This window comes from Streptomyces sp. NBC_00016 (assembly GCF_045040885.1).
Lineage (GTDB): Bacteria > Actinomycetota > Actinomycetes > Streptomycetales > Streptomycetaceae > Streptomyces > Streptomyces coriariae.
Genome location: NZ_CP108304.1, coordinates 7,305,838 through 7,324,006 on the forward strand (window position 1 = coordinate 7,305,838; position 18,169 = coordinate 7,324,006).

At 71.9% G+C, this 18,169-nt stretch carries 19 protein-coding genes and 1 pseudogene; 14 read left to right on the forward strand and 6 right to left on the reverse strand.

Annotation, left to right across the window (positions count from 1 at the left end; genetic code table 11):
• Positions 1-72: 72 nt before the first annotated feature.
• The 3 genes from OG933_RS32235 to OG933_RS32245 all read left to right on the forward strand — a co-directional run bounded on the left by OG933_RS32235 (position 73) and on the right by OG933_RS32245 (position 2,198).
• Positions 73-1,011, forward strand: coding sequence for a PAC2 family protein (locus OG933_RS32235; protein WP_171396632.1), 939 nt, complete (start codon positions 73-75; stop codon positions 1,009-1,011).
• 135 nt (positions 1,012-1,146) lie between these two features.
• Positions 1,147-1,767, forward strand: coding sequence for a dephospho-CoA kinase (gene coaE / locus OG933_RS32240; RefSeq protein WP_362520380.1), 621 nt, complete (start codon positions 1,147-1,149; stop codon positions 1,765-1,767).
• Between the two features lie 50 nt (positions 1,768-1,817).
• Positions 1,818-2,198 (forward strand): M48 family metallopeptidase, encoded by a 381-nt coding sequence (locus OG933_RS32245; RefSeq protein WP_020131845.1) that lies wholly within the window; start codon positions 1,818-1,820, stop codon positions 2,196-2,198.
• A 75-nt stretch (positions 2,199-2,273) separates the two neighbouring features.
• On the opposite strand, the gene OG933_RS32250 is transcribed toward OG933_RS32245, so the two are convergent.
• On the reverse strand, positions 2,274-2,540 hold the full coding sequence (locus OG933_RS32250; RefSeq protein ID WP_362520383.1) for a DUF6343 family protein: 267 nt from the start codon (positions 2,538-2,540) through the stop codon (positions 2,274-2,276).
• Between the two features lie 174 nt (positions 2,541-2,714).
• Between OG933_RS32250 and OG933_RS32255 the strand changes: the two genes are divergently transcribed.
• The 3 genes from OG933_RS32255 to OG933_RS32265 all read left to right on the forward strand — a co-directional run bounded on the left by OG933_RS32255 (position 2,715) and on the right by OG933_RS32265 (position 4,984).
• Positions 2,715-3,398, forward strand: a complete 684-nt coding sequence (locus tag OG933_RS32255) for a class I SAM-dependent methyltransferase (RefSeq protein ID WP_405630344.1) — start codon at positions 2,715-2,717, stop codon at positions 3,396-3,398.
• Positions 3,399-3,635: 237 nt separating this feature from the next.
• The gene (locus OG933_RS32260; protein ID WP_405630346.1) at positions 3,636-4,094 is read left to right on the forward strand and encodes a DoxX family protein; all 459 of its coding nucleotides are present in this window, start codon (positions 3,636-3,638) and stop codon (positions 4,092-4,094) included.
• A 134-nt stretch (positions 4,095-4,228) separates the two neighbouring features.
• On the forward strand, positions 4,229-4,984 hold the full coding sequence (locus tag OG933_RS32265) for a uracil-DNA glycosylase (RefSeq protein WP_405630348.1): 756 nt from the start codon (positions 4,229-4,231) through the stop codon (positions 4,982-4,984).
• 7 nt (positions 4,985-4,991) lie between these two features.
• Here OG933_RS32265 and OG933_RS32270 read toward each other — a convergent pair whose 3' ends face one another.
• Both OG933_RS32270 and OG933_RS32275 read right to left on the reverse strand, forming a co-directional pair.
• Positions 4,992-6,449 (reverse strand): LamG domain-containing protein, encoded by a 1,458-nt coding sequence (locus OG933_RS32270; RefSeq protein ID WP_362520391.1) that lies wholly within the window; start codon positions 6,447-6,449, stop codon positions 4,992-4,994.
• Between the two features lie 57 nt (positions 6,450-6,506).
• The gene (locus OG933_RS32275; protein WP_405630351.1) at positions 6,507-7,205 is read right to left on the reverse strand and encodes a GntR family transcriptional regulator; all 699 of its coding nucleotides are present in this window, start codon (positions 7,203-7,205) and stop codon (positions 6,507-6,509) included.
• A 153-nt stretch (positions 7,206-7,358) separates the two neighbouring features.
• On the opposite strand from OG933_RS32275, the gene OG933_RS32280 reads away from it, so the two are divergent.
• Positions 7,359-8,837 (forward strand): NCS1 family nucleobase:cation symporter-1, encoded by a 1,479-nt coding sequence (locus OG933_RS32280; RefSeq protein ID WP_405630353.1) that lies wholly within the window; start codon positions 7,359-7,361, stop codon positions 8,835-8,837.
• Between the two features lie 5 nt (positions 8,838-8,842).
• Complete coding sequence (locus tag OG933_RS32285) at positions 8,843-9,565, forward strand: aspartate/glutamate racemase family protein (protein ID WP_405630354.1); 723 nt, start codon at positions 8,843-8,845, stop codon at positions 9,563-9,565.
• Positions 9,566-10,049: 484 nt separating this feature from the next.
• Here the strand turns inward: OG933_RS32285 and OG933_RS32290 are convergent, their stop codons facing one another.
• Positions 10,050-10,295: a hypothetical protein gene (locus tag OG933_RS32290; protein WP_405630355.1), complete on the reverse strand. Its 246-nt coding sequence runs from the start codon at positions 10,293-10,295 to the stop codon at positions 10,050-10,052.
• Positions 10,296-10,516: 221 nt separating this feature from the next.
• On the opposite strand from OG933_RS32290, the gene OG933_RS32295 reads away from it, so the two are divergent.
• From OG933_RS32295 to OG933_RS32310, 4 genes and pseudogenes are all read left to right on the forward strand, one after another.
• On the forward strand, positions 10,517-10,900 hold the full coding sequence (locus tag OG933_RS32295) for a hypothetical protein (protein WP_362520405.1): 384 nt from the start codon (positions 10,517-10,519) through the stop codon (positions 10,898-10,900).
• Positions 10,901-11,002: 102 nt separating this feature from the next.
• Positions 11,003-11,365, forward strand: a pseudogene (locus tag OG933_RS32300) (nucleotidyltransferase domain-containing protein); the annotation flags it as partial.
• Between the two features lie 138 nt (positions 11,366-11,503).
• The gene (locus OG933_RS32305) at positions 11,504-12,235 is read left to right on the forward strand and encodes a hypothetical protein (protein WP_054242961.1); all 732 of its coding nucleotides are present in this window, start codon (positions 11,504-11,506) and stop codon (positions 12,233-12,235) included.
• A gap of 532 nt (positions 12,236-12,767) precedes the next feature.
• Positions 12,768-14,663: an FUSC family protein gene (locus OG933_RS32310; RefSeq protein WP_405630357.1), complete on the forward strand. Its 1,896-nt coding sequence runs from the start codon at positions 12,768-12,770 to the stop codon at positions 14,661-14,663.
• A 14-nt stretch (positions 14,664-14,677) separates the two neighbouring features.
• Here OG933_RS32310 and OG933_RS32315 read toward each other — a convergent pair whose 3' ends face one another.
• Complete coding sequence (locus tag OG933_RS32315) at positions 14,678-15,640, reverse strand: endonuclease/exonuclease/phosphatase family protein (RefSeq protein ID WP_362520413.1); 963 nt, start codon at positions 15,638-15,640, stop codon at positions 14,678-14,680.
• A gap of 124 nt (positions 15,641-15,764) precedes the next feature.
• Between OG933_RS32315 and OG933_RS32320 the strand changes: the two genes are divergently transcribed.
• Together OG933_RS32320 and OG933_RS32325 are read left to right on the forward strand one after the other, a co-directional pair.
• Positions 15,765-15,905, forward strand: coding sequence for a hypothetical protein (locus OG933_RS32320; RefSeq protein WP_405630360.1), 141 nt, complete (start codon positions 15,765-15,767; stop codon positions 15,903-15,905).
• A 154-nt stretch (positions 15,906-16,059) separates the two neighbouring features.
• On the forward strand, positions 16,060-16,236 hold the full coding sequence (locus tag OG933_RS32325) for a hypothetical protein (RefSeq protein WP_405630363.1): 177 nt from the start codon (positions 16,060-16,062) through the stop codon (positions 16,234-16,236).
• Between the two features lie 4 nt (positions 16,237-16,240).
• Here the strand turns inward: OG933_RS32325 and OG933_RS32330 are convergent, their stop codons facing one another.
• Positions 16,241-18,112: an ABC transporter ATP-binding protein gene (locus OG933_RS32330; RefSeq protein WP_405633578.1), complete on the reverse strand. Its 1,872-nt coding sequence runs from the start codon at positions 18,110-18,112 to the stop codon at positions 16,241-16,243.
• Positions 18,113-18,169 lie beyond the last annotated feature (57 nt).

An 18,169-nucleotide genomic window follows, 5' to 3' on the forward strand; every position in this document is an offset into this window, starting at 1 on the left:
AAGGCGCGTGGACCGGGAATGCCCACGGTCCGGCGCGCGTTGGACCAGAGGAACACGAGGGGAGCGGTCCAAGTGCTTGATCCGCAGGGTTTGTACGCATGGGAGCCGAAGGGCCTGGCAGTCGTCGACATGGCGCTGGCCCAGGAGTCGGCCGGACTTGTCATGCTCTACCACTTCGACGGATACATCGACGCGGGCGAGACCGGTGACCAGATCGTCGACCGGCTCCTCGACTCGCTGCCCCACCAAGTCGTCGCCCGCTTCGACCACGACCGGCTGGTCGACTACCGCGCCCGCCGCCCGCTGCTGACCTTCAAGCGCGACCGGTGGACCGAGTACGAGGAGCCGACCATCGAGGTGCGGCTGGTACAGGACACCACCGGTGCACCCTTCCTGCTCCTGTCCGGACCCGAACCGGACGTGGAATGGGAACGCTTCGCCGTCGCCGTCAAGCAGATCGTGGAGCGGCTCGGCGTCCGCCTCTCGGTGAACTTCCACGGCATCCCCATGGGAGTCCCGCACACCCGCCCCGTGGGCCTCACCCCGCACGGCAACCGCACGGACCTCATGCCGGGCCACCGCAGCCCCTTCGACGAGGCCCAGGTCCCCGGCAGCGCCGAGGCGCTCGTCGAGTACCGCCTCATGGAAGCCGGACACGACATCCTGGGCGTCGCCGCACACGTCCCGCACTACATCGCCCGCTCCGCATACCCGGACGCGGCCCTGACCGTCCTGGAAGCGATCACGGCAGCCACCGGCCTGGTCCTGCCGGGCATCGCGCACGCCCTGCGCACGGACGCCCACCGGACCCAGACCGAGATCGACCGGCAGATCCAGGAGGGCGACGAGGAACTCACCTCCCTCGTCCAGGGCCTGGAACACCAGTACGACGCCGCCGCCGGCGCCGAGACCCGCGGAAACATGCTCGCCGAGCCCGTCGACATCCCGTCGGCGGACGAGATCGGGCAGGAGTTCGAGCGGTTCCTCGCCGAGCGCGAGGGCGAAGGCTGAACGCTCCGCCGAGCGTTCAAGCCGAGCCCTCCCGACCGAACGTTCCAGCTGAGCAATGCGGCTGCGCCGGCCGAAGGGGCAGCACACAGGGGCCTGTCGGGTGCATCGTCACCGACAGGCCCTAAGCTTCCGCTCATGCTGACAGTGGGCCTGACCGGCGGGATCGGCGCCGGCAAGAGCGAGGTGTCACGGCTGCTCGTCGAGTGCGGGGCCGTACTGATCGACGCGGACCGCATCGCACGCGAGGTCGTCGCACCGGGCACCCCCGGACTCGCGGCGGTCGTGGACGCCTTCGGCACGGACATCCTCGCCCCGGACGGCAGCCTCGACCGCCCCCGCCTGGGCTCGGTCGTCTTCGCAGACCCCGAGAAACTGGCGCTCCTCAACTCGATCGTGCATCCCCTGGTCGGCGCCCGCTCCCGCGAACTCGAGGCGGCCGCCCCCGAGGACGCCGTCGTCGTCCACGACGTCCCCCTCCTCACCGAGAACGCCCTCGGCTCCCTCTACGACGTCGTGGTCGTCGTCGACGTGACCCCCGAGACCCAGCTCGACCGGCTCGTCCGGTTCCGCGGCATGACGCAGAAGGACGCCCGCGCGCGGATGGCCGCGCAGGCGACCCGCGACGAACGCCGCGAGATCGCCGACATCGTGATCGACAACGACGTACCGCTCGCGGAACTCCACCGGCGGGTGAAGGACGTATGGGCCGATCTCACGCGCAGAGCCCAAGCGCCGCACGGGACCGCTCCGGAATAGCGGCCCTCGCTCCGCGCGTTGAACCCATTGAGCAAGGGAAGGATTTTTCCGTGCCCGATACCAGCGGTTCGACCGGACGTACTCCGGAGACACATGTCATCGACTTCCGTGCCGCGGAGCATCTGCTCGCCGCACGGGACCCGCGGGGCGCGGTGAAGTTGCTCGACGGAGTCATCGCCGCGCACCCCGAGAACACCGCCGCCCGGCTGCTGCGCGCGCGTGCCTTCTTCGCCGCCGCCCAACTGCGGCCCGCCGAGCTGGAGTTCACCATCGTCCTGGAGCGCGAGCCGGACAACGCCTTCGCGCACTTCGCGCTCGGCCGCACCTATGAGCGGCAGGGCCGGAGCGACCAGGCCAAGCGCCACTTCCGGCTGGCCGCGGCACTGGACCCGAACCCGCAGTACCTCAAAGCGGCACGCTTCGAGAGCTGAGAACGGCCGGCCCCTGGGCCCCCGGCCTCCGGGCCTCCGGGCCTCCAGGCCTCCGGGCCTCCGGGCCTCCGGGCCTCAAGGGAGGCGGTGCTCGGGCGGCCGGTACGGCGGGACGTCGCGGCCCGGCTGATAGTGGGGACCCTGTCGCCGATGCCTGAGGATCATCGTCAGATCGACCGTGACCACCAGCCACAGCACCCCGCACGCGGCCGCCCACCCCGGACGCCCCACGACAGCGAACGCGGCCGTTCCGAAGATCGCCCAGGCCAGGCCCCACAGGGTCAGCCACAGACGCATCCGCAGCGCACTGCGCGCTGTCACCGGCTCACTGCCCGTACGCATCCCGATCACCGCTCCTCCTTGCAACGTACTCCCTGGTCCCGACGTTCTCCAGGGGGCCGGTGTCCTCGCCCCCGGCGCACCTCGAACAGAGGGGTCATCCCTCGAACGGGTGAACCGACGAAGATGGGGAACGGCCTTACGGGGACGGGCCGTTGAACGGGCATGAAGCTGGAAATGCGAGACGGACACAACGGAACCGGTCCCGGTGCGATCACCCCGGACGGCTGCGCGGTCGAGCTCTACTCCCGCCTGCCGGTGGGGAACGAGCCGGAAGTCATCGCCGAGGCGGTGCCCCCGGGCGCGCACATCCTCGAGCTGGGCAGCGGAGTCGGGCGAGTGACCCACGCCCTGCTCGAGCGCGGGTTCACGGTCACGGCGGTGGACGAGTCCGCCGAGATGCTGGAGCGCGTCCGCGGGGCCCGCACGCTATGCAGCCCCATCGAGGATCTCGCCCTGGGCGAGACGTTCGACGTGGTGATGCTCGCGTCGTTCCTCGTGCACAACAGTGACGTCGAGTTACGGCGAAGGATGCTCCGGGCCTGCGCACGGCACATAACGAAGGGCGGCTGCCTGCTCATCCAACGGGAAGGAGAGGACTACCACTCGAACGTGCCGCGCGAGCGCGTCGACCCGAGCGGCTTCACGATCCGGATCGTCTCGACCGAGCCCGTCGGGAACGGCGTCCAGTCCGTACGCGCGGAGTACGACTTCCCGGACGCCGCGTGGACCCAGACGTTCCGCTCCCGACCGCTGACCAAGGATCAGTTCGAGGAGGCCCTGGCCGAGGCGGGTCTGAGAGTGGAGCGCTATCTGACGGAGGACCGGATATGGGTGAAGGCGGTGCCCGTGACGGAGTAGAGGACGGAGTAGAGAGGGCGGAGTAGAGGACGGAGTGGAGAGGGAAGGGACGGCGGTAGGACCGGAGAAGACGGAAAGGTGCGGGGCGGGGGCGGGAGGGATGGCCAGGGGGCAGGGACGGCCAGGGCGGCAAGGGCGGTGGTTTCGAGAAAGCCCGGCAGGGTGCGATGAGTTCGCTGAGGGAGGTCGGTCTACCTCCCTGACAGCACAACGGACCGCTCACCGCAGGAGACCCTCATGTCCGAGACCACGGCTCCCCTCACCGTCACCACTTCCGCAGCCGCTTCCCGGTCCGCCTCCGCGATCGCCCGAAGCCGCCGCGCCCGGATCGCCCTGCGAGGCTTGCAGGTGCTCCTCGCGCTCTTCTACGGGATCGCCAGCGCGCTGCCGAAGCTGATCGCGTACCCGTCGGCCGCCGACGCCTTCGACGAGATGGGCTGGGGCAGCGCGGGCATGTACACCATCGGTGCCCTGGAACTCGCCGGCGCGGTCGCCCTGCTCGTACCGGTGCTCCAGTCCGTGGCGGCGGTGGCACTGGGTGCGCTGATGGTGGGCGCGTTCGTCGTCCAGGTCGTCGTCTTCGACGGCCAGAACGCGGCGACGCCGCTCATCCTGCTCGTACCGCTGGCGCTCATAGCCTGGAAGCGACGGGAGTCGAACACGGAGCTGCTGCGGTTGGCGCGGCGAGGGGCGTGACGAGAAGCGTGACGAGTCGGGCGGGCTGGAGAAGGGGGGGGCGGGGGGAGGGGGGAGGGGGCCCCAGCTCCAGCCCCTCACTCCTCCGGGCCCAGTCGGCTCGGATCGCTCCGGTGCGGTCTTACCGTGGAGACATGGACGCCTCCAAGGCCCCCTCCGATTCCGCCCCCGACTCCGCAGCCTCCGCCTCCGCCCTGGCCGTGCTCGACCGGCGGGTCGGGGGCTGTCGGGCGTGTCCTCGGTTGGTGGACTGGCGTGAGGAGGTGGCCCGTACCAAGCGGGCGGCCTTCGCGGACTGGACGTACTGGGGTCGGCCCGTACCCGGCTTCGGACCGTCGGACGCCCGGCTGCTGATCGTCGGGCTGGCCCCGGCCGCGCACGGCGGGAACCGTACGGGGCGGATGTTCACCGGGGACCGTTCCGGCGATGTGCTGTACCAGGCGTTGTACGACGTGGGGCTGGCGTCGCAGCCCACCGCCGTGTCCGTCGACGACGGGCTGGAGCTGTACGGCGTGCGGATCACGTCGCCCGTGCACTGTGCGCCGCCCGCCAACAAGCCCACCCCGGGGGAGCGGGACACCTGCCGCCCCTGGCTCGTGCAGGAGCTGAGGCTGCTGCGGCCGACGTTGCGCGCGGTCGTCGTGCTCGGCGCCTTCGGTTGGCAGGCCGCGTTGCCCGCGTTCGCCGAGGCGGGCTGGACGGTGCCCCGGCCGCGTCCCGCCTTCGGGCACGGCACCCGCGTGACGCTCGACGGCCCGGGCGGCGCCGATGGCCTCGATGTCTTCGGCTGCTTCCACGTCAGTCAGCGCAACACCTTCACCGGCCGGCTCACCCCCGGGATGCTGCGCGATGTGCTGCGTACGGCCGCGGGGGCGGCGGGGCTGTCGTGAGCTCCGGTCAGACGATGCGTGCCGCGGTGACCGGCCGTGACGCGACGGGGTAGGCCTTGTCGCGGGCGGTGTTGACGCTCCAGCGGTAGCGGGAGAACTCGCCGGTGGTGCCGGCGGCGTAGAACATCATGTGGCCGATGCCGACGCCCTCGAACTGCTCCTCCGCGAGGAGGCCGACCATGCGGGTGTCGGGATATGTGGGGTAGTTGGTCAGGGCGTACACGCCGTGCGGCTCGGCCGTGCAGTCGATGACCTCGACGGCGTACTGGGTCTCGCCGGTGAAGTCGGCGACCCCGCTGAAGACGCCCTTGATCTCGCGGACCATGACGATGTGGCCGGTGTTGTCCTCGACCTGGCCGTCGTAGTCCACCGCGATCAGATCGCCGGGCCGGAGGTCGGCGACCTTGCGGATCTGCTGGAAGCGGGGGCCCGCGGTGCCGTTCGCGAAGGCCTGGCGGTAGTCGGCGGCCTCGGGGATGCGGTCCTGGAAGTACTGGGTGAAGTAGGCGTCGGTGGCCCATCCGTAGGTGTGTTTGAGCACCCAGGTGAGGAAGGACGAGCAGCGGGCCCGGGCGATCCAGCTCGGCAGGTCGTCGGGTGTGCCCCAGGTGACGGTCGACGGGGAGCCGATCAGGTAGACGTTGTTGAGGCGGGCCGTGCGGCCGCTGATCAGAGAGATCTCGTCGGCGTTCAGGGCGCGGCCGTAGGCGCGCACCTCGTCGACGGAGCCCTTGAAGTGGTTCACGTAGGCGCCGTTCCAGCGGGCCCGGCCTATGTTGAAGCCCTGGGTGGCGGCCCAGGACAGGGTGGCGTCGGCGGTGCCTTCCGGTACGCCGTTGACGTACAGGTGGACCTTGGTGCCGTCCCACACTCCGGTCAGGTGGGTCCACTGGCCCGGCACGGGGGCGGTGGTGGCGAGGGCGGAGATCTTGGCGCTCTGGTCCTCGGCGCGCACCTTGAACGCCCAGGCGCCGGCGGTGTCGTCGTACTGGAGCAGGAAGCGGCTGCAGCCGGTGCCGTCCTGGCTGACTGCCGTGTACATGTTGGTCAGGGTGGCGTCGTCCGCGAGGCGTACCCAGGCGGAGACGGTGAACGGGGCCGTGGTGTCGAGCGCGGAGGCCGTGGCGGCGTAGGCCGCGTCGAGGGTCAGTTCGCCGCCGGCCCGCAGGGTGGTCCAGCTCGCGCCGGTGCCGAGGGTCACGGGGTGGTCGTGGCCGGAGCGGTCGGCGCCTGAGCCGTCCAGCGGCCAGTGTCCGGTGAGGCCGGTGGGCAGGTAGCCGGCCGCCAGGAGGCGCTGGTACTGCACCATCTGCTCGGCCTGGGCGAGATGGGGTGCGGCGACCGGTGTGAACGGCGTGTCCAGTGGGGCGTCGGCGGTCGCGCTTCCGGCGGCGCCGAGTACGCCGGTCACCGCTCCCGCCCCCACGAGTGCGGCTCCGCTCAGCAGTCCGCGTCTGCTCACCATGGTCGTTCTCCCCGTCCCGTTCGCTGTGCGCGCGCCTTCGGGCAGCTGTCCGAAGGATCAGGGGATTCTAGGCGGAGCATGATCGGCGGTGGGCGGTGTCTGGGGATGGTTGGTTTCCCCGAACAGGTGCCGGACGGTGGAGCGGTAGTTGGCCTGTACGTGGTTGAGGGCGTGGGCGCGGGCGCGGGCCGGGTCGCCGGAGGCGATGGCGTCGTACAGGTCCTGGTGTTCGGTGAGGAGTTGGGGCCATTCCTCGTTGCGTCGGGTGAGCCATTGCAGGCGGCCGGCGACCGGTTCCATGACCGAGATCAACAGGGTGTTGCCGGCCATGGCGAGGAGCCGGTCGTGGAAGCGGGTGTTGATGTCGGTGATCGCCTCGGCGTCCCCGGCGTCGGTGGCGCTCGCCGCGTTCGTCAGGAGTTCGCGTAGTTCCGCGAGGTCCTCCGGGGTGGCCCGGGCGGCGGCCAGTCCGGCCGCGTACACCTCCAACGCCTCGCGCAGCTCGAAGAGTTCCTTCACGTCGGTGGGGCTCAGTGGCCGTACGACCGTCCGGCGCGGGGTCTCGAACAGGACGAAGCCCTCGGCGACGAGTGCCCGGATGGCCTCTCGGACCGGGACCCTGGAGACGCCGAACCGGTCGGCCAGCTCGCGCTCGACGAGCCGGTCTCCGGGACGGAGCCTGCCGGCGATGATCTCCTGCCGCAGGGACCCCAGGACGCGCTCGCGCACCGCTCCGAGGGGTTCGATCTTCGTCATGGGCCCATCCTCGCCGATGCGAGGGGGCTTTTACGGAGCCGTAACGGGACGGACATCGGTCAGAACGCTTGACGACGGGACCATGTCAGCAGTTTGGTATACCAAACGGTCCGGCCAGTAGTCCTCCTCCGTCCCCTCGCCCAGGGAGGCCCCGTGTCCCTCGCCGACAGCGCCGAAGCCACCGGCACACCGGTGTTCGTCCCCGATCCCCGGCTCACCAACGAAGACCTCGCACCCGCCGAGAAGCGGAACTGGAAGGTCTTCGACCTCTTCGCCATGTGGATGTCGGACGTCCACAACCTCGGCAACTACACCTTCGCCGCCGGACTGCTGGTCCTCGGGATGAACGTGTGGCAGATCTTCACGTCCCTCCTCGTCGGCTTCGTGATCATCTACGTCGGCATGAACTGGATGGGCAAGATCGGCCAGCGCCACGGCGTGCCCTTCCCGGTGGTCAGCCGCATCAGCTTCGGCGTCTGGGGCGCCAACATCCCGGCCCTCATCCGGGCCGTGATCGCCATCATGTGGTACGGCATCCAGACCTACCTCGCTTCCGTCGCCGTCAATGTGATGCTGCTGGCGGCCTGGCCGGGTCTGGAGTCCTGGACGCACAACTCCTTCCTGGGCCTCGACGCGCTGGGCTGGCTGTCCTTCGTGTCCCTCTGGCTGGTCCAGGCGATGATCATCAGCCAGGGCATGGAGTCCGTGCGCAAGTTCCAGGACTTCTGCGGCCCGGCGATCTGGCTGGTGATGATCGCGCTGGCGGTGTGGGTGCTGTCCAAGGCGGGCTGGACCATCTCGCTCACCTCCACCCCGCACCCGGTCTCCGTGGGGGAGCAGTGGCGGCAGTGGTTCGGCGCGATCGGCCTGATCCTCGCCACCTACGGCACGCTGATGCTGAACTTCTGTGACTTCTCCCGCTTCGCGCCCGACTACCGGACGGTCCGCCGCGGCAACTTCTGGGGGCTGCCGCTCAACTCGACGGCCTTCGTGGTCGTCTCCGTGATCGTCACCGCCGGCTCGCTGGAGGTGTTCGGCGAGGCCATCACCGACCCGGCGGAGCTGGTCGCGAAGGTCGGCAACACCTGGGTGCTCGTCCTGGGCGCACTGACCTTCGCCATCGCCACCATGGGCGTCAACATCGTCGCCAACTTCGTGTCGCCGGCGTACGACCTCGCCAACGTCTGGCCACAGAAGATCACCTTCAAGGTGGGCGGCATGATCAGCACGGTGGCGGCGCTCGTGGTCACCCCGTGGAACCTGTTCTCCAACCCCACGGTCGTCAACTACTTCCTCGGCGGCCTCGGCGCCTTCCTCGGTCCGCTGTTCGGCGTGATCATGGTCGACTACTACTGGGTCAAGCGCGGTCGGGTCGACGTGAACGAGCTGTTCGACGCGACCCCCGGCTCCCGCTACTACTACCGCAGGGGCGTCAACCCGAAGGCGCTGTGGGCGTTCCTTCCCTCGGCGGCGGTCGCGGCGGTGCTCGCGCTGGTGAAGACCTTCAGCGATGTGGCGCCGTACTCCTGGTTCATCGGGACGGCCCTGGGGGCCGGGCTGTACGTGCTGCTGTGCCGAGTCGAGCGGGCCGCCGGGTCCGCGGTCGTCGCCGAGAAGCCCATGGAGGTCTGAGGAGCGTGCGGAACGTACGGATCGTCGTCACCAACTGCAACACCACGCAGGAGATGACCGAGGAGATCGTGCGAGGTGCCCGGGCCGCGGCAGGCCCGGGCACCACCGTGACCGGACTGACCCCCGCCTGGGGGCCCGAGTCGGCGGAGGGCTGGCTCGACAGCTTTCTCTCCGCCGCGGCGGTCATGGACGCGCTGCGGACCTACGACGGGGCGCCCTACGACGCCGTCGTCATGGCCGGCTTCGGTGAGCACGGGCGGGAGGGCGTACGGGAGCTGGTGGACGTGCCCGTCGTCGACATCACCGAGGCCGCGGCGCATCTGGCGTGTCTGCTGGGGCGCCGGTACGGGGTCGTGACCACGCTGGAGCGGTCCTGCGGCCAGATCGAGGACAGCCTGGAGCTGGCCGGGGTGGGCCGCAACTGTGCCGCCGTCGTGGGCACCGGGCTCGGCGTCCTCGATCTGGGCGACCGCGACCGCACCGAGGCGGCCTTTCTGGCGGCCGCCGAGCGGGTCCGGGCGGCGGGGGCCGAGGTGCTGGTCCTGGGGTGTGCCGGGATGACGGGACTGGAGCGGATGGTGGGGGACAAGCTGGGCCTTCCGGTCGTCGACGGGGTGGGCGCGGCGGTGAAACTGGCCGAAGGGCTGGTCGGGCTGGGGCTGACGACCAGCCGGGCGGGCAGTCTCGCGAAGCCGGTGCCGAAGCGGAGGGTGTGGGGGACCGGGTAGCCGGGCGGCGGGGTGCCCGGGACGGCGGGCCGTGGATCACGGGGGCTCGCCGGGGCGGTGAGGTCGAGGATCGTGGGGACTTGCCGGGACGGCGGGGCCATGGATCACGCGGGTTCCTCGGGGACTTGCCGGGGCGGCGAGTCGTGGATCACGGGGACTCGCCGGGGCGGTGAGGTCGAGGATCGTGGGGACTTGCCGGGGCGGCGGGGCCATGGAACACGCGGGCTCCTCGGGGGCTCGCCGGGGCGGCGGGCCGTGGATCACGGGGACTTGCCGGGGCGGCGGGGCCATGGAACACGCGGGCTCCTCGGGGACTTGCCGGGGCGGCGAGTCGTGGATCACGGGGGCTCGCCGGGGCGGTGAGGTCGAGGATCGTGGGGACTTGCCGGGACGGCGGGGCCATGGAACACGCGGGCTCCTCGGGGGCTCGCCGGGGCGGCGGGCCGTGGATCACGGGGACTTGCCGGGACGGCGGGGGCGTGGATCACCGGGGCTCCTCGGGGCTGCGTATCCGTGGGGCGCGCTCTGTCCGGAACTCCTCGCTGCGCTCCGCCGCTTCGACCCGCTCGACGCGGTAGAGGCGCAACTGCGGCGCGGCCCGCGCGCGGGGATCGATGGCGAGCCGGTCCGGCGGCCCGAGCAGCCGGAGCACCAGCGGGCCCGTCCACCCCCGCATCCGCAGTCCGGCCAGCGACACGTACTGCCGCCCGTCCTCCCTGTACCTCACCAAGGCCCGCTCCCCCCGCCGCACTCCTGTCGTGACGCTCTGTCACGACACCTCCCATTGAAGCGCGCCCCACTGACAATCGCCGTGCGGCCGATAACCGTTGGACAACCCCGAGCCGTACTCGCCACGCTGCTGCCCATGCGGAGCAAGCACCTCGGCCGATTCACGGCGGCGGACTTCTTAATGCCTCGCCGGAGATTCCGGCGGGCCCCCGGAGGTCTGCCATGTCCCGTACCGTCCATCACGTCCGGCCGCGGCACCGCGTCCGGCCCGATGACCGGCCGTCGCAGCGCCGGGGCTGGAGCACCGGCCATCGTCTCGGTGAACTGCGGTACAGCGAACGGGAGCTGGCCCGTGCGCGGCGCGAGCGGCGACGGCCGGTACCCGTTCCGCTGGTGCGCGCGTTCCGCTCCTCCACGTTTCCCCGGTCCCTGAACGCGCGGATCGACGGCCCGTACGAGTCCCGAGCGCGTGCCGCGCTGACCGTGTTCCGCTCGGCCGCCCGCAACCGGCTCCGCGCCGCCCCGGCGGGCGGGCTGCTCTCCGCGGCCGAGGAGCTGGATCACCCGCCGACCCGCCACCGTCACCAGAACGTGTGGGACTGCTGATCGGAACCCGCTCATGCCCCCAGCCCCGGCTCCGCCCCCGGCTCCGCCTCCTCCAACTCCGCGCCCAGTTCCTCCAGTTCCGCCATTTCCTCCAGTTCCGCCATTTCCGCCGCTTCCTCCGGCTCCCCTTCGCCCTCCGGCGACGACCGGGACTTTCTCGGCGAGGTCACTCTCCGCCTCGCCGGTCTCCCGCACGTCCGCGCGGTCGCCCTCGGTGGTTCCCGTGCCCAGGGGACCCACCGGCCCGACAGCGACTGGGACCTGGCCGTCTACTACCGGGGTTCCTTCGAGCCGGCCGGCCTGCGGGCGCTCGGCTGGGAGGGGGAGGTGTCGGAGGTGGGCGGCTGGGGTGGTGGGGTGTTCAACGGGGGTGCTTGGCTGACGATCGAGGGGCGGCGGGTCGATGTGCACTACCGGGATCTCGACGTCGTCGAGCACGAGTGGGCGGAGGCGGCCGAGGGGCGTGCGGGGTGTCGACGGCATCGTCGCGGACCTTCGCGGGTCCGATCCCGGCGAGCTGGAGGAGGCGTTGGAAAGGGCCGGCCGTCTCTTCGGTCAATAACCCTTTGGGGTGATGGTGCGGGAGCCGCTACCGTCCTCGTCGTGGCGAAACTCAATCAGATCATCGCAGTCGAGAAGGGCATCAAGTCCAAGGCCCACCAGGACCTGAGCACGGCCCAGCACGGACTCCAGAAGCCCGCGCTGCTGGCCGGTATCTCGCGGACCTACCAGCCCAAGGACGAGGAGGGCGAGCAGCTGCCGCCCGAGTCGACGCGGGTGCAGGTGAAGGCCGAGGACGTGCTGCGGGAGACCGCGGCCACGCTGACCCGGCTGTTCGACGTGACCGCCACGAAGGACTGGGCCAACTGCACGGCCCGCGCCGACGTGAAGGTCGACGGCCGGGTGCTCGTCGCCGAGGTACCGGTGTCCTACCTGCTGTTCCTCGAGAAGCAGCTCGTCGACCTGACCGCCTTCGTGCGCAGGCTGCCCGTGCTCGACGCCTCCGAGTCCTGGGCGCAGGACCCGTCCACCGACGCGTGGAAGACCGAGCCGGTGCGGACGCTGCGCACCAAGAAGGTGCCGCGCAACCATGTGAAGGCGGAGGCGACCGACAAGCACCCGGCGCAGGTCGAGGTGTACTACGAGGACGTGCCGGTCGGTTACTGGACGACCGTGAAGTTCTCGGGAGCCCTGCCCGCCCGCCGGGTCAACGAACTCCTGGCGCGCCTGGAGAAGGTGCAGCAGGCGGTGAAGTTCGCCCGGGAGGAGGCGAACGGCTCCGACGTCGTCGACCAGCGGGTCGGTGACGCCGTGTTCGGCTACCTGTTCGGGTAGCCTTCGAGACTCCCCGGTCCTTCGTGACCGGGGTGCGCGAGGAGCGCAAGCTGAACCTGAAGCTTGTCGTGACGAGCGAACCGTACCCGCCGAGCAATTCAGGGACGGATCGCGATGAATCTCAGACTCTTGCTCCAGACTCAGCATTCGCCGCCGATCGCCGGAGCGACCGGGCCCAGGCCCCCGGACGTCGAATTGCCGGTTCAAGTCCGGCCCGCGCAGCTCGATGCGCGGTGGTCCAAAGGCAGGACGCGACGACATCACGACTGACCTGGGTCCTCAAGTGCACCGGTGTGCGACATGGGTGGCTCCACAGGGGCCGGGGGCAGGCTACGCCCCCGGCCCCGCTCCCGTTTCCGGCCTTGCGTTCATAAAGAACGCGGGATTCGGGCCAGGCGTCACCTCGCCGAAACGAAACCGCCCCCACCTCTGCAGGACCGCCCCGTACCGTGGACACCACAGCTCACAGCTGACCAGCCCCGGCCACCGTCGCCCGAAGGCACACCCCCGCCCTCGCCCCGACAGGAGCTCCGTGTCTCCGCGCCCGCACCTTCCCGCTCGCGCATTCCGTCCGCTCGCCGCCCTTCCGCCCTGGCTCGCCCATGCCCTGCGCGCCCAGCGCGGACCCGTCCCGTGGAGCGCGGTCACGCGCGGGGCGCTGGCCGCCGGGCCGCTGCTGCTCGTGTCCGTCCTCGTCGGCCGGACCTCTCTCGGGGTGGTCGCCGCCATCGCCGCGATGCTCGCCGGGATCAACGACCGGCCCGGCAGCAGGCGGACCGCCGTGAAGCGGCTCGGGGCGCCCGCCCTCGTGGGCGCGGGAGGGCTGCTCGTCGGGACCTACGTCGGGGATCACGTCGGCGCCGTCGCGCTGACGGCCGTCCTCACCGGGCTCGGGCTTCTCGCCGGCGGGATGAGCGCCATCGGGCCGGTCGCGTCCGGCGGCGGCACACAGCTGCTCGTCGCCTCGGCGATCGGGGCCGGGATGCCGGTCGCGGAGCCCGGGTGGGCGCGCGCCCTCGCCTTCCTCGCCGGGGCCGGGTGGCTGCTCGCGCTGCGGCTCGTCCTGCCCACGCCCGGCGCGATGACCGGCGACTTCCGGTTCGACGGTGAACGGGACGCGGTGGCCCGGGTGTACGACGCCGTCGCGGACCTGCTCGACGCGACGGGGACCGAGCACGCCACCGCCCGCCGCGCCGCGCTCACCGCGGCCCTCGACCACGCCCAGGACGCCCTTGCCGGACCGCGGCTGCGGCGTTACGCCAGCTCCTCCTCCGAACGGCGGCTGCACGCCCAGTACGCCGCCGCCCTGCCCCTCGCCGAGGCCGCGACCGCCCTCGCCTGGGCCGCGGAGCCGCTGTCCGAACGGGCCTCGGCCGGGCCCCGACGGCTCGCCACCGCCGTCCGCGAGAACACCCACACCGGGCCGCTGCCCGCGCCCGCCCGGTCCGCCCCCGCGCTGCGCGCCCTCGACGACGCCCTGCTGCACGCCGCCGACGCCTTCGACCAGGGCGGCGGCGGTGACCTGCACGCCCGCAGGCACGGCGTGCGTTACCTGCTGCGCACCGGGTTCGGCGCGGGCGGCCGCGAGTACGGGCTGCGGGTCGCGCTCTCCTTCGGGGCCAGTGCCGCCGTCGCGCAGGCCCTCTACCACTCCCAGTGGTACGGCCGGCACACCCACTGGTACTGGCTGCCCGCCACGGCCGTCTTCCTGGTCAAGCCCGACCTCGGGCCCCTGGTGTCGCGGGTGCTGTGCCGGGCCGCGGGGACCGTGCTGGGGGCGCTGCTCTTCGCCGGTTTCGCCGCCGTGCTGCCCCGGCCGGAGGGGGTGGTGGCGCTGGTCGCCCTGTGCGGAGCGCTCATCCCCGTGTCCACCCGGCACTTCGCCGCCCAGACGGCTGTCGTCACCGTCCTCGTGCTGTCGCTGGTGATGGTCGGCGGAGAGCCCCAGGCCTCCGCCGGCCGGATCGTCGAAACCCTGCTGGCCTGCGGGATCGTCCTGATCGTCGGGCATCTGCCGATGCCGGGGAGGCGTGGCGGCCAGGTGCGCGCCCGGCTCGCCGCCGCCGTGCGTGCCGCGGACGCCTATCTCACCCATGTGCTCGACGGCTCCGAGGACCGCGCCGCCCGCTGGGCCCTGCGCCGCGAGGCCTACCGTGCGCTCGCCGAGGCCCGCACCGCCATCGCCCTCGCCGCCCACGAACTGCCCGCCCTCGCCCGGCACACGGAGGGCACGGACGAGGTCGCCGCCGTCCTGGAACGGCTCGTCGACACGACCACCGCCTGCGCCGTCCACCTCGACGACACCGGACGGCTGACCGCACGGCACCGGGAGCGGCTCGCCGAACTCCTCGACGAACTCGCGGCGGGGCGGGACCGGGTGGGGCTGCGGACGCCCGTGCCGGATCTGCCGATGCCGGTGGCCGGGTAGCGCTGCCCCGCGCGTCAGTCGATCCGCACCCACACCGGCGCGTGGTCCGACCCCGGTTCGTTCCTGCGTGCCGCCGGATCGAGCCCCACCGACGGGAGCCGCAGCTCCTCCCGGGACCCCGTTCCCGCGTCCGTGCCCGTGCCAGCCGACGTCAGCCGGTGGACCAGGCGGTGGCTCGTCAGTACGTGGTCGATCAGTTCGCGGCGACCGGAGTTGATCCGCGAGTAGCGGCGCTCGGCGGGGATCAGCGGGGCCACGTCCCACAGGCGGGCCGCGTCGCCCTGGTCGGGCGTCTCGAACCCGCGGGTGCCGATCTCCGAGCCGGGCGGGCCGAGCAGGATCTGCGTGGTCGCCGCCTGGACCTCGTCGTTCAGGTCGCCCAGCACCGCCACGTCCCGCTCGCGGCCGTCGCCTGCCAAAAGATCGTCGGCCAGGGCGCGCAGCGCCGTCGCCTCGGCGGCCCGCCGGTAGAGGGCGTAGGCGCCGTAGCGGGCTCGTTCGCCCTCGTCGCGCGGGAAGAAACGATCACCCGGGTACGACAGCAGCTTCGACTTCAGATGGGCCACCGCCACCCGCAGCGGCCCGGCCGGCGTGACCGTCTCCACCGCGAGGAAGCCACGGCCGGACCCGTCCGAGGTGGCCCCCGAGTCGTCCGCCTGCACGGGGCGCAGTCTCGCCGGGTACGCGCGCGTGTCGGCCAGTACCTCCAGGGGCGTCCGGCTGATCACGCCGACCCGGATGCCCCGGCCGTCGGGGTGCGCGGACAGCGCCGCGTGCCAGGTGCCGCCCACCGTCTCCAGCAGGTCCGCCAGCGCCTCGGGCTCGCCGACCTCCTGGACGCCGAGCACGTCCGGGTCGAGCGCGGTGACGACGGCGGCGAGCGCGGCGAGCTTCGCCTCGTAGGCGGCCTTGTCCTTCGGGCCGGACGGCCCTCCGGGCCGGTACAGGTTCTCCAGGTTCCAGGTGCCGAGGAGCATGCGGGGCTCCCTCCAGGAAGTGTCGTGGCGCCAGGGTGCCCGCCCGCCGGGGCCGGCGACAGGTTCGGGACAAGATGCGCGCCACGGCTCACTCGCGGGCACGACCCCGTCGTACGTCGACGCGATGACGCCTTCTCCGCCGCCCTCCCCGGAGCCCCGGCCCCCGGAGCCCCCGGGGCGTTCCCGTACCGCCGATCTCGACCTGACGGCGCTGGGGCCACCGAGCGGTGCGCGGGTCCGTTACCACGACGAGTACGAGTTCTGACACGGAGCGTGTCCGAGATGTTCGTAAGGTGACCGGATTCTCACACTCGGCGTTGAACGCGTGTCAACTACGTCTCAGTCCCGCAACCAGTCGAGGCCTACTCCATCCCCAGAGCGTTAACTCCTACAAGTACGACGCTGAACGGAGGTGCGAGATGGTGAACGGGCGGACCGTGCTCGAGCGCTTTCCCGCGGGTGGGCCGCGGGGCTCGTGGCCGGCGGAGGAGTTCGCGCAGGCACGACGTAGGGAGGGACTGGCCGCCGAGGTCGTCATGGACCTCGCCAGCGACACCTTCCTGGTGGTCGTCCGGGGCGGTGACACCGCGCGGTGATCCGTCAGCCCGCCTGTGACGGGGCGGGCACCGGCACCTGCGCCGTGAACTGCTCGGCCTGCAGCGTGTACAGCTCGGCGTAGACGCCACCGCCCGCCAGCAGCTCGTCCGGGGTCCCGGACTCCACCAGCCGGCCCTCATCCAGGACGTGCACCAGATCCGCGTGCCGGACCGACGCCAGCCGGTGAGTGATCAGCACGACCGTCTGGCCGCTGTCGGCCAGCGCGCGGATCTTCTCGAAGACCTCCAGCTCGGCCCGGGCGTCCAGGGCCGCCGTCGGCTCGTCCACGATCAGGATGCGCCCGCGCCGGTACGCCGCCCGGGCGATGCCGAGGCGCTGCCACTGGCCGCCGGACAGCTCGTGACCGCCGCTGAAGTGCCGGGCCAGCAGGGTGTCCAGTCCCCGCGGCAGGTCCTCGACCACCTCCTGGGCGCCCGCCTCCGCGACCGACGTGGCCAGCCGTTCCTCGGTGAGCGGGGCGGCGGAACGGCCGATCGCGACGTTGACGCGGGCCGTGAACGGCCACCGCTTGAAGTCCTGCGCCACCATCGCGATGCGCTCGGCCAGCTGGTGCCGGTCCGCGTCCGCCGCGTCCACGTCGTCCCACAGGATCCGCCCCCGGTCCGGCTTGTACAGCCCCGCCAGCAGCTTCACCAGAGTCGTCTTGCCGGAGCCGTTCTCGCCGACCAGCGCGATGATCCGGCCGAGGGGGAGCGAGAGGCTGATGTCGTCGAGGGCCGGACGGGTCGACTCGCCCGGATAGCCGAACGTGACGTTCTCGAAGCGGATCTCGCGCGGCTCGTCCGGCAGGGCCGTGCCGCCCACCGGGATCGCCCGTTCGGCCGCCTCCACGTAGAGGCGCTGGAGGTCGCCCACGAACAGGGCCTCCTCGTGCAGCTGGTTGACCTCCAGGACGAGGGTGTTCAGGCTCGCGGAGCCGCTGCGGATCGCGATCACGGCCGTGCCCGCCACCGCCAGCGCCATCGTCCCGGTGAGCAGCAGCCCGCCCAGCGTGGCGTAGGTCGCCAGCGTCGCCAGGCCCGTCCAGGTCGCCGCGAACAGTCCGGTGCGGGCCGCGAGCCGGGCCAGCCGGGCCTGCTCCGCCTCCGCCGTCTCCGACATCGCGCGGAAGTGCCGCAGCAGGAAGGGGCCGACGCCGTGGACGCGTATCTCGGGCGCGGCCTCCGGCTCGGTGAGGAGGCCGGCGATCAGGTGACCCGCGCGCGCGTGCTGCACCCACGTGTGGAAGGACTCGTAGCGGCGCCGGGCGTTGGTCAGGGCGCTCCAGGCGCTCGGCAGCGTCATCGTCACCAGCAGCGGCAGCAGGAGCGGGTGCAGCACGGTGAGGACGCCCGCCGACGCGGCCAGCGAGATCATCGCGTTCACCACGCGCGTGCCGTGACTGATCATGTATCGGCTGGACCGGGCCCCGTACTGCGCGGTGTCCAGCAGCTTGTGGAAGGCGTGGTCCTCGATCGCGGCGAGTTCGACGGCGGCCGCCCGCTCCAGATACAGCTCGGTCGCCACCCGCTCCACCTTGGGCTCGAGCCGCCCGGTGGCATACGTCGACGCGGCCCGCAGCAGCGCCCCGACCAGGAGGACGACGGCCATGGCGGCCAGGGCGGGGGCGGCGCCGCGCAGCCGGTCCTCGATCGGGCCGCCGGTGATGAGCCGGCCCAGCACGGTGTTCATCGCGAGCAGGCCGATCGCCTGCGCCACGCCCCGGGCGATCTCGGCGGACAGCACGATCCGGGCGGCTTTCGGGTCGGCCTGCCGGGCCAGCCGGAGGCTGGTGCGCAGGAGGGACGGCAGTCGGGTGACCATGGCCCGGAAGTTCAGCTCCAGAAAGGCGTCCCGGTGCTGGTTCCAGCCCATGTCGTAGCGGAGCGGGCCGCCGAAGAGGAGCCGCTCCGACTCGGACACGTCACGCTC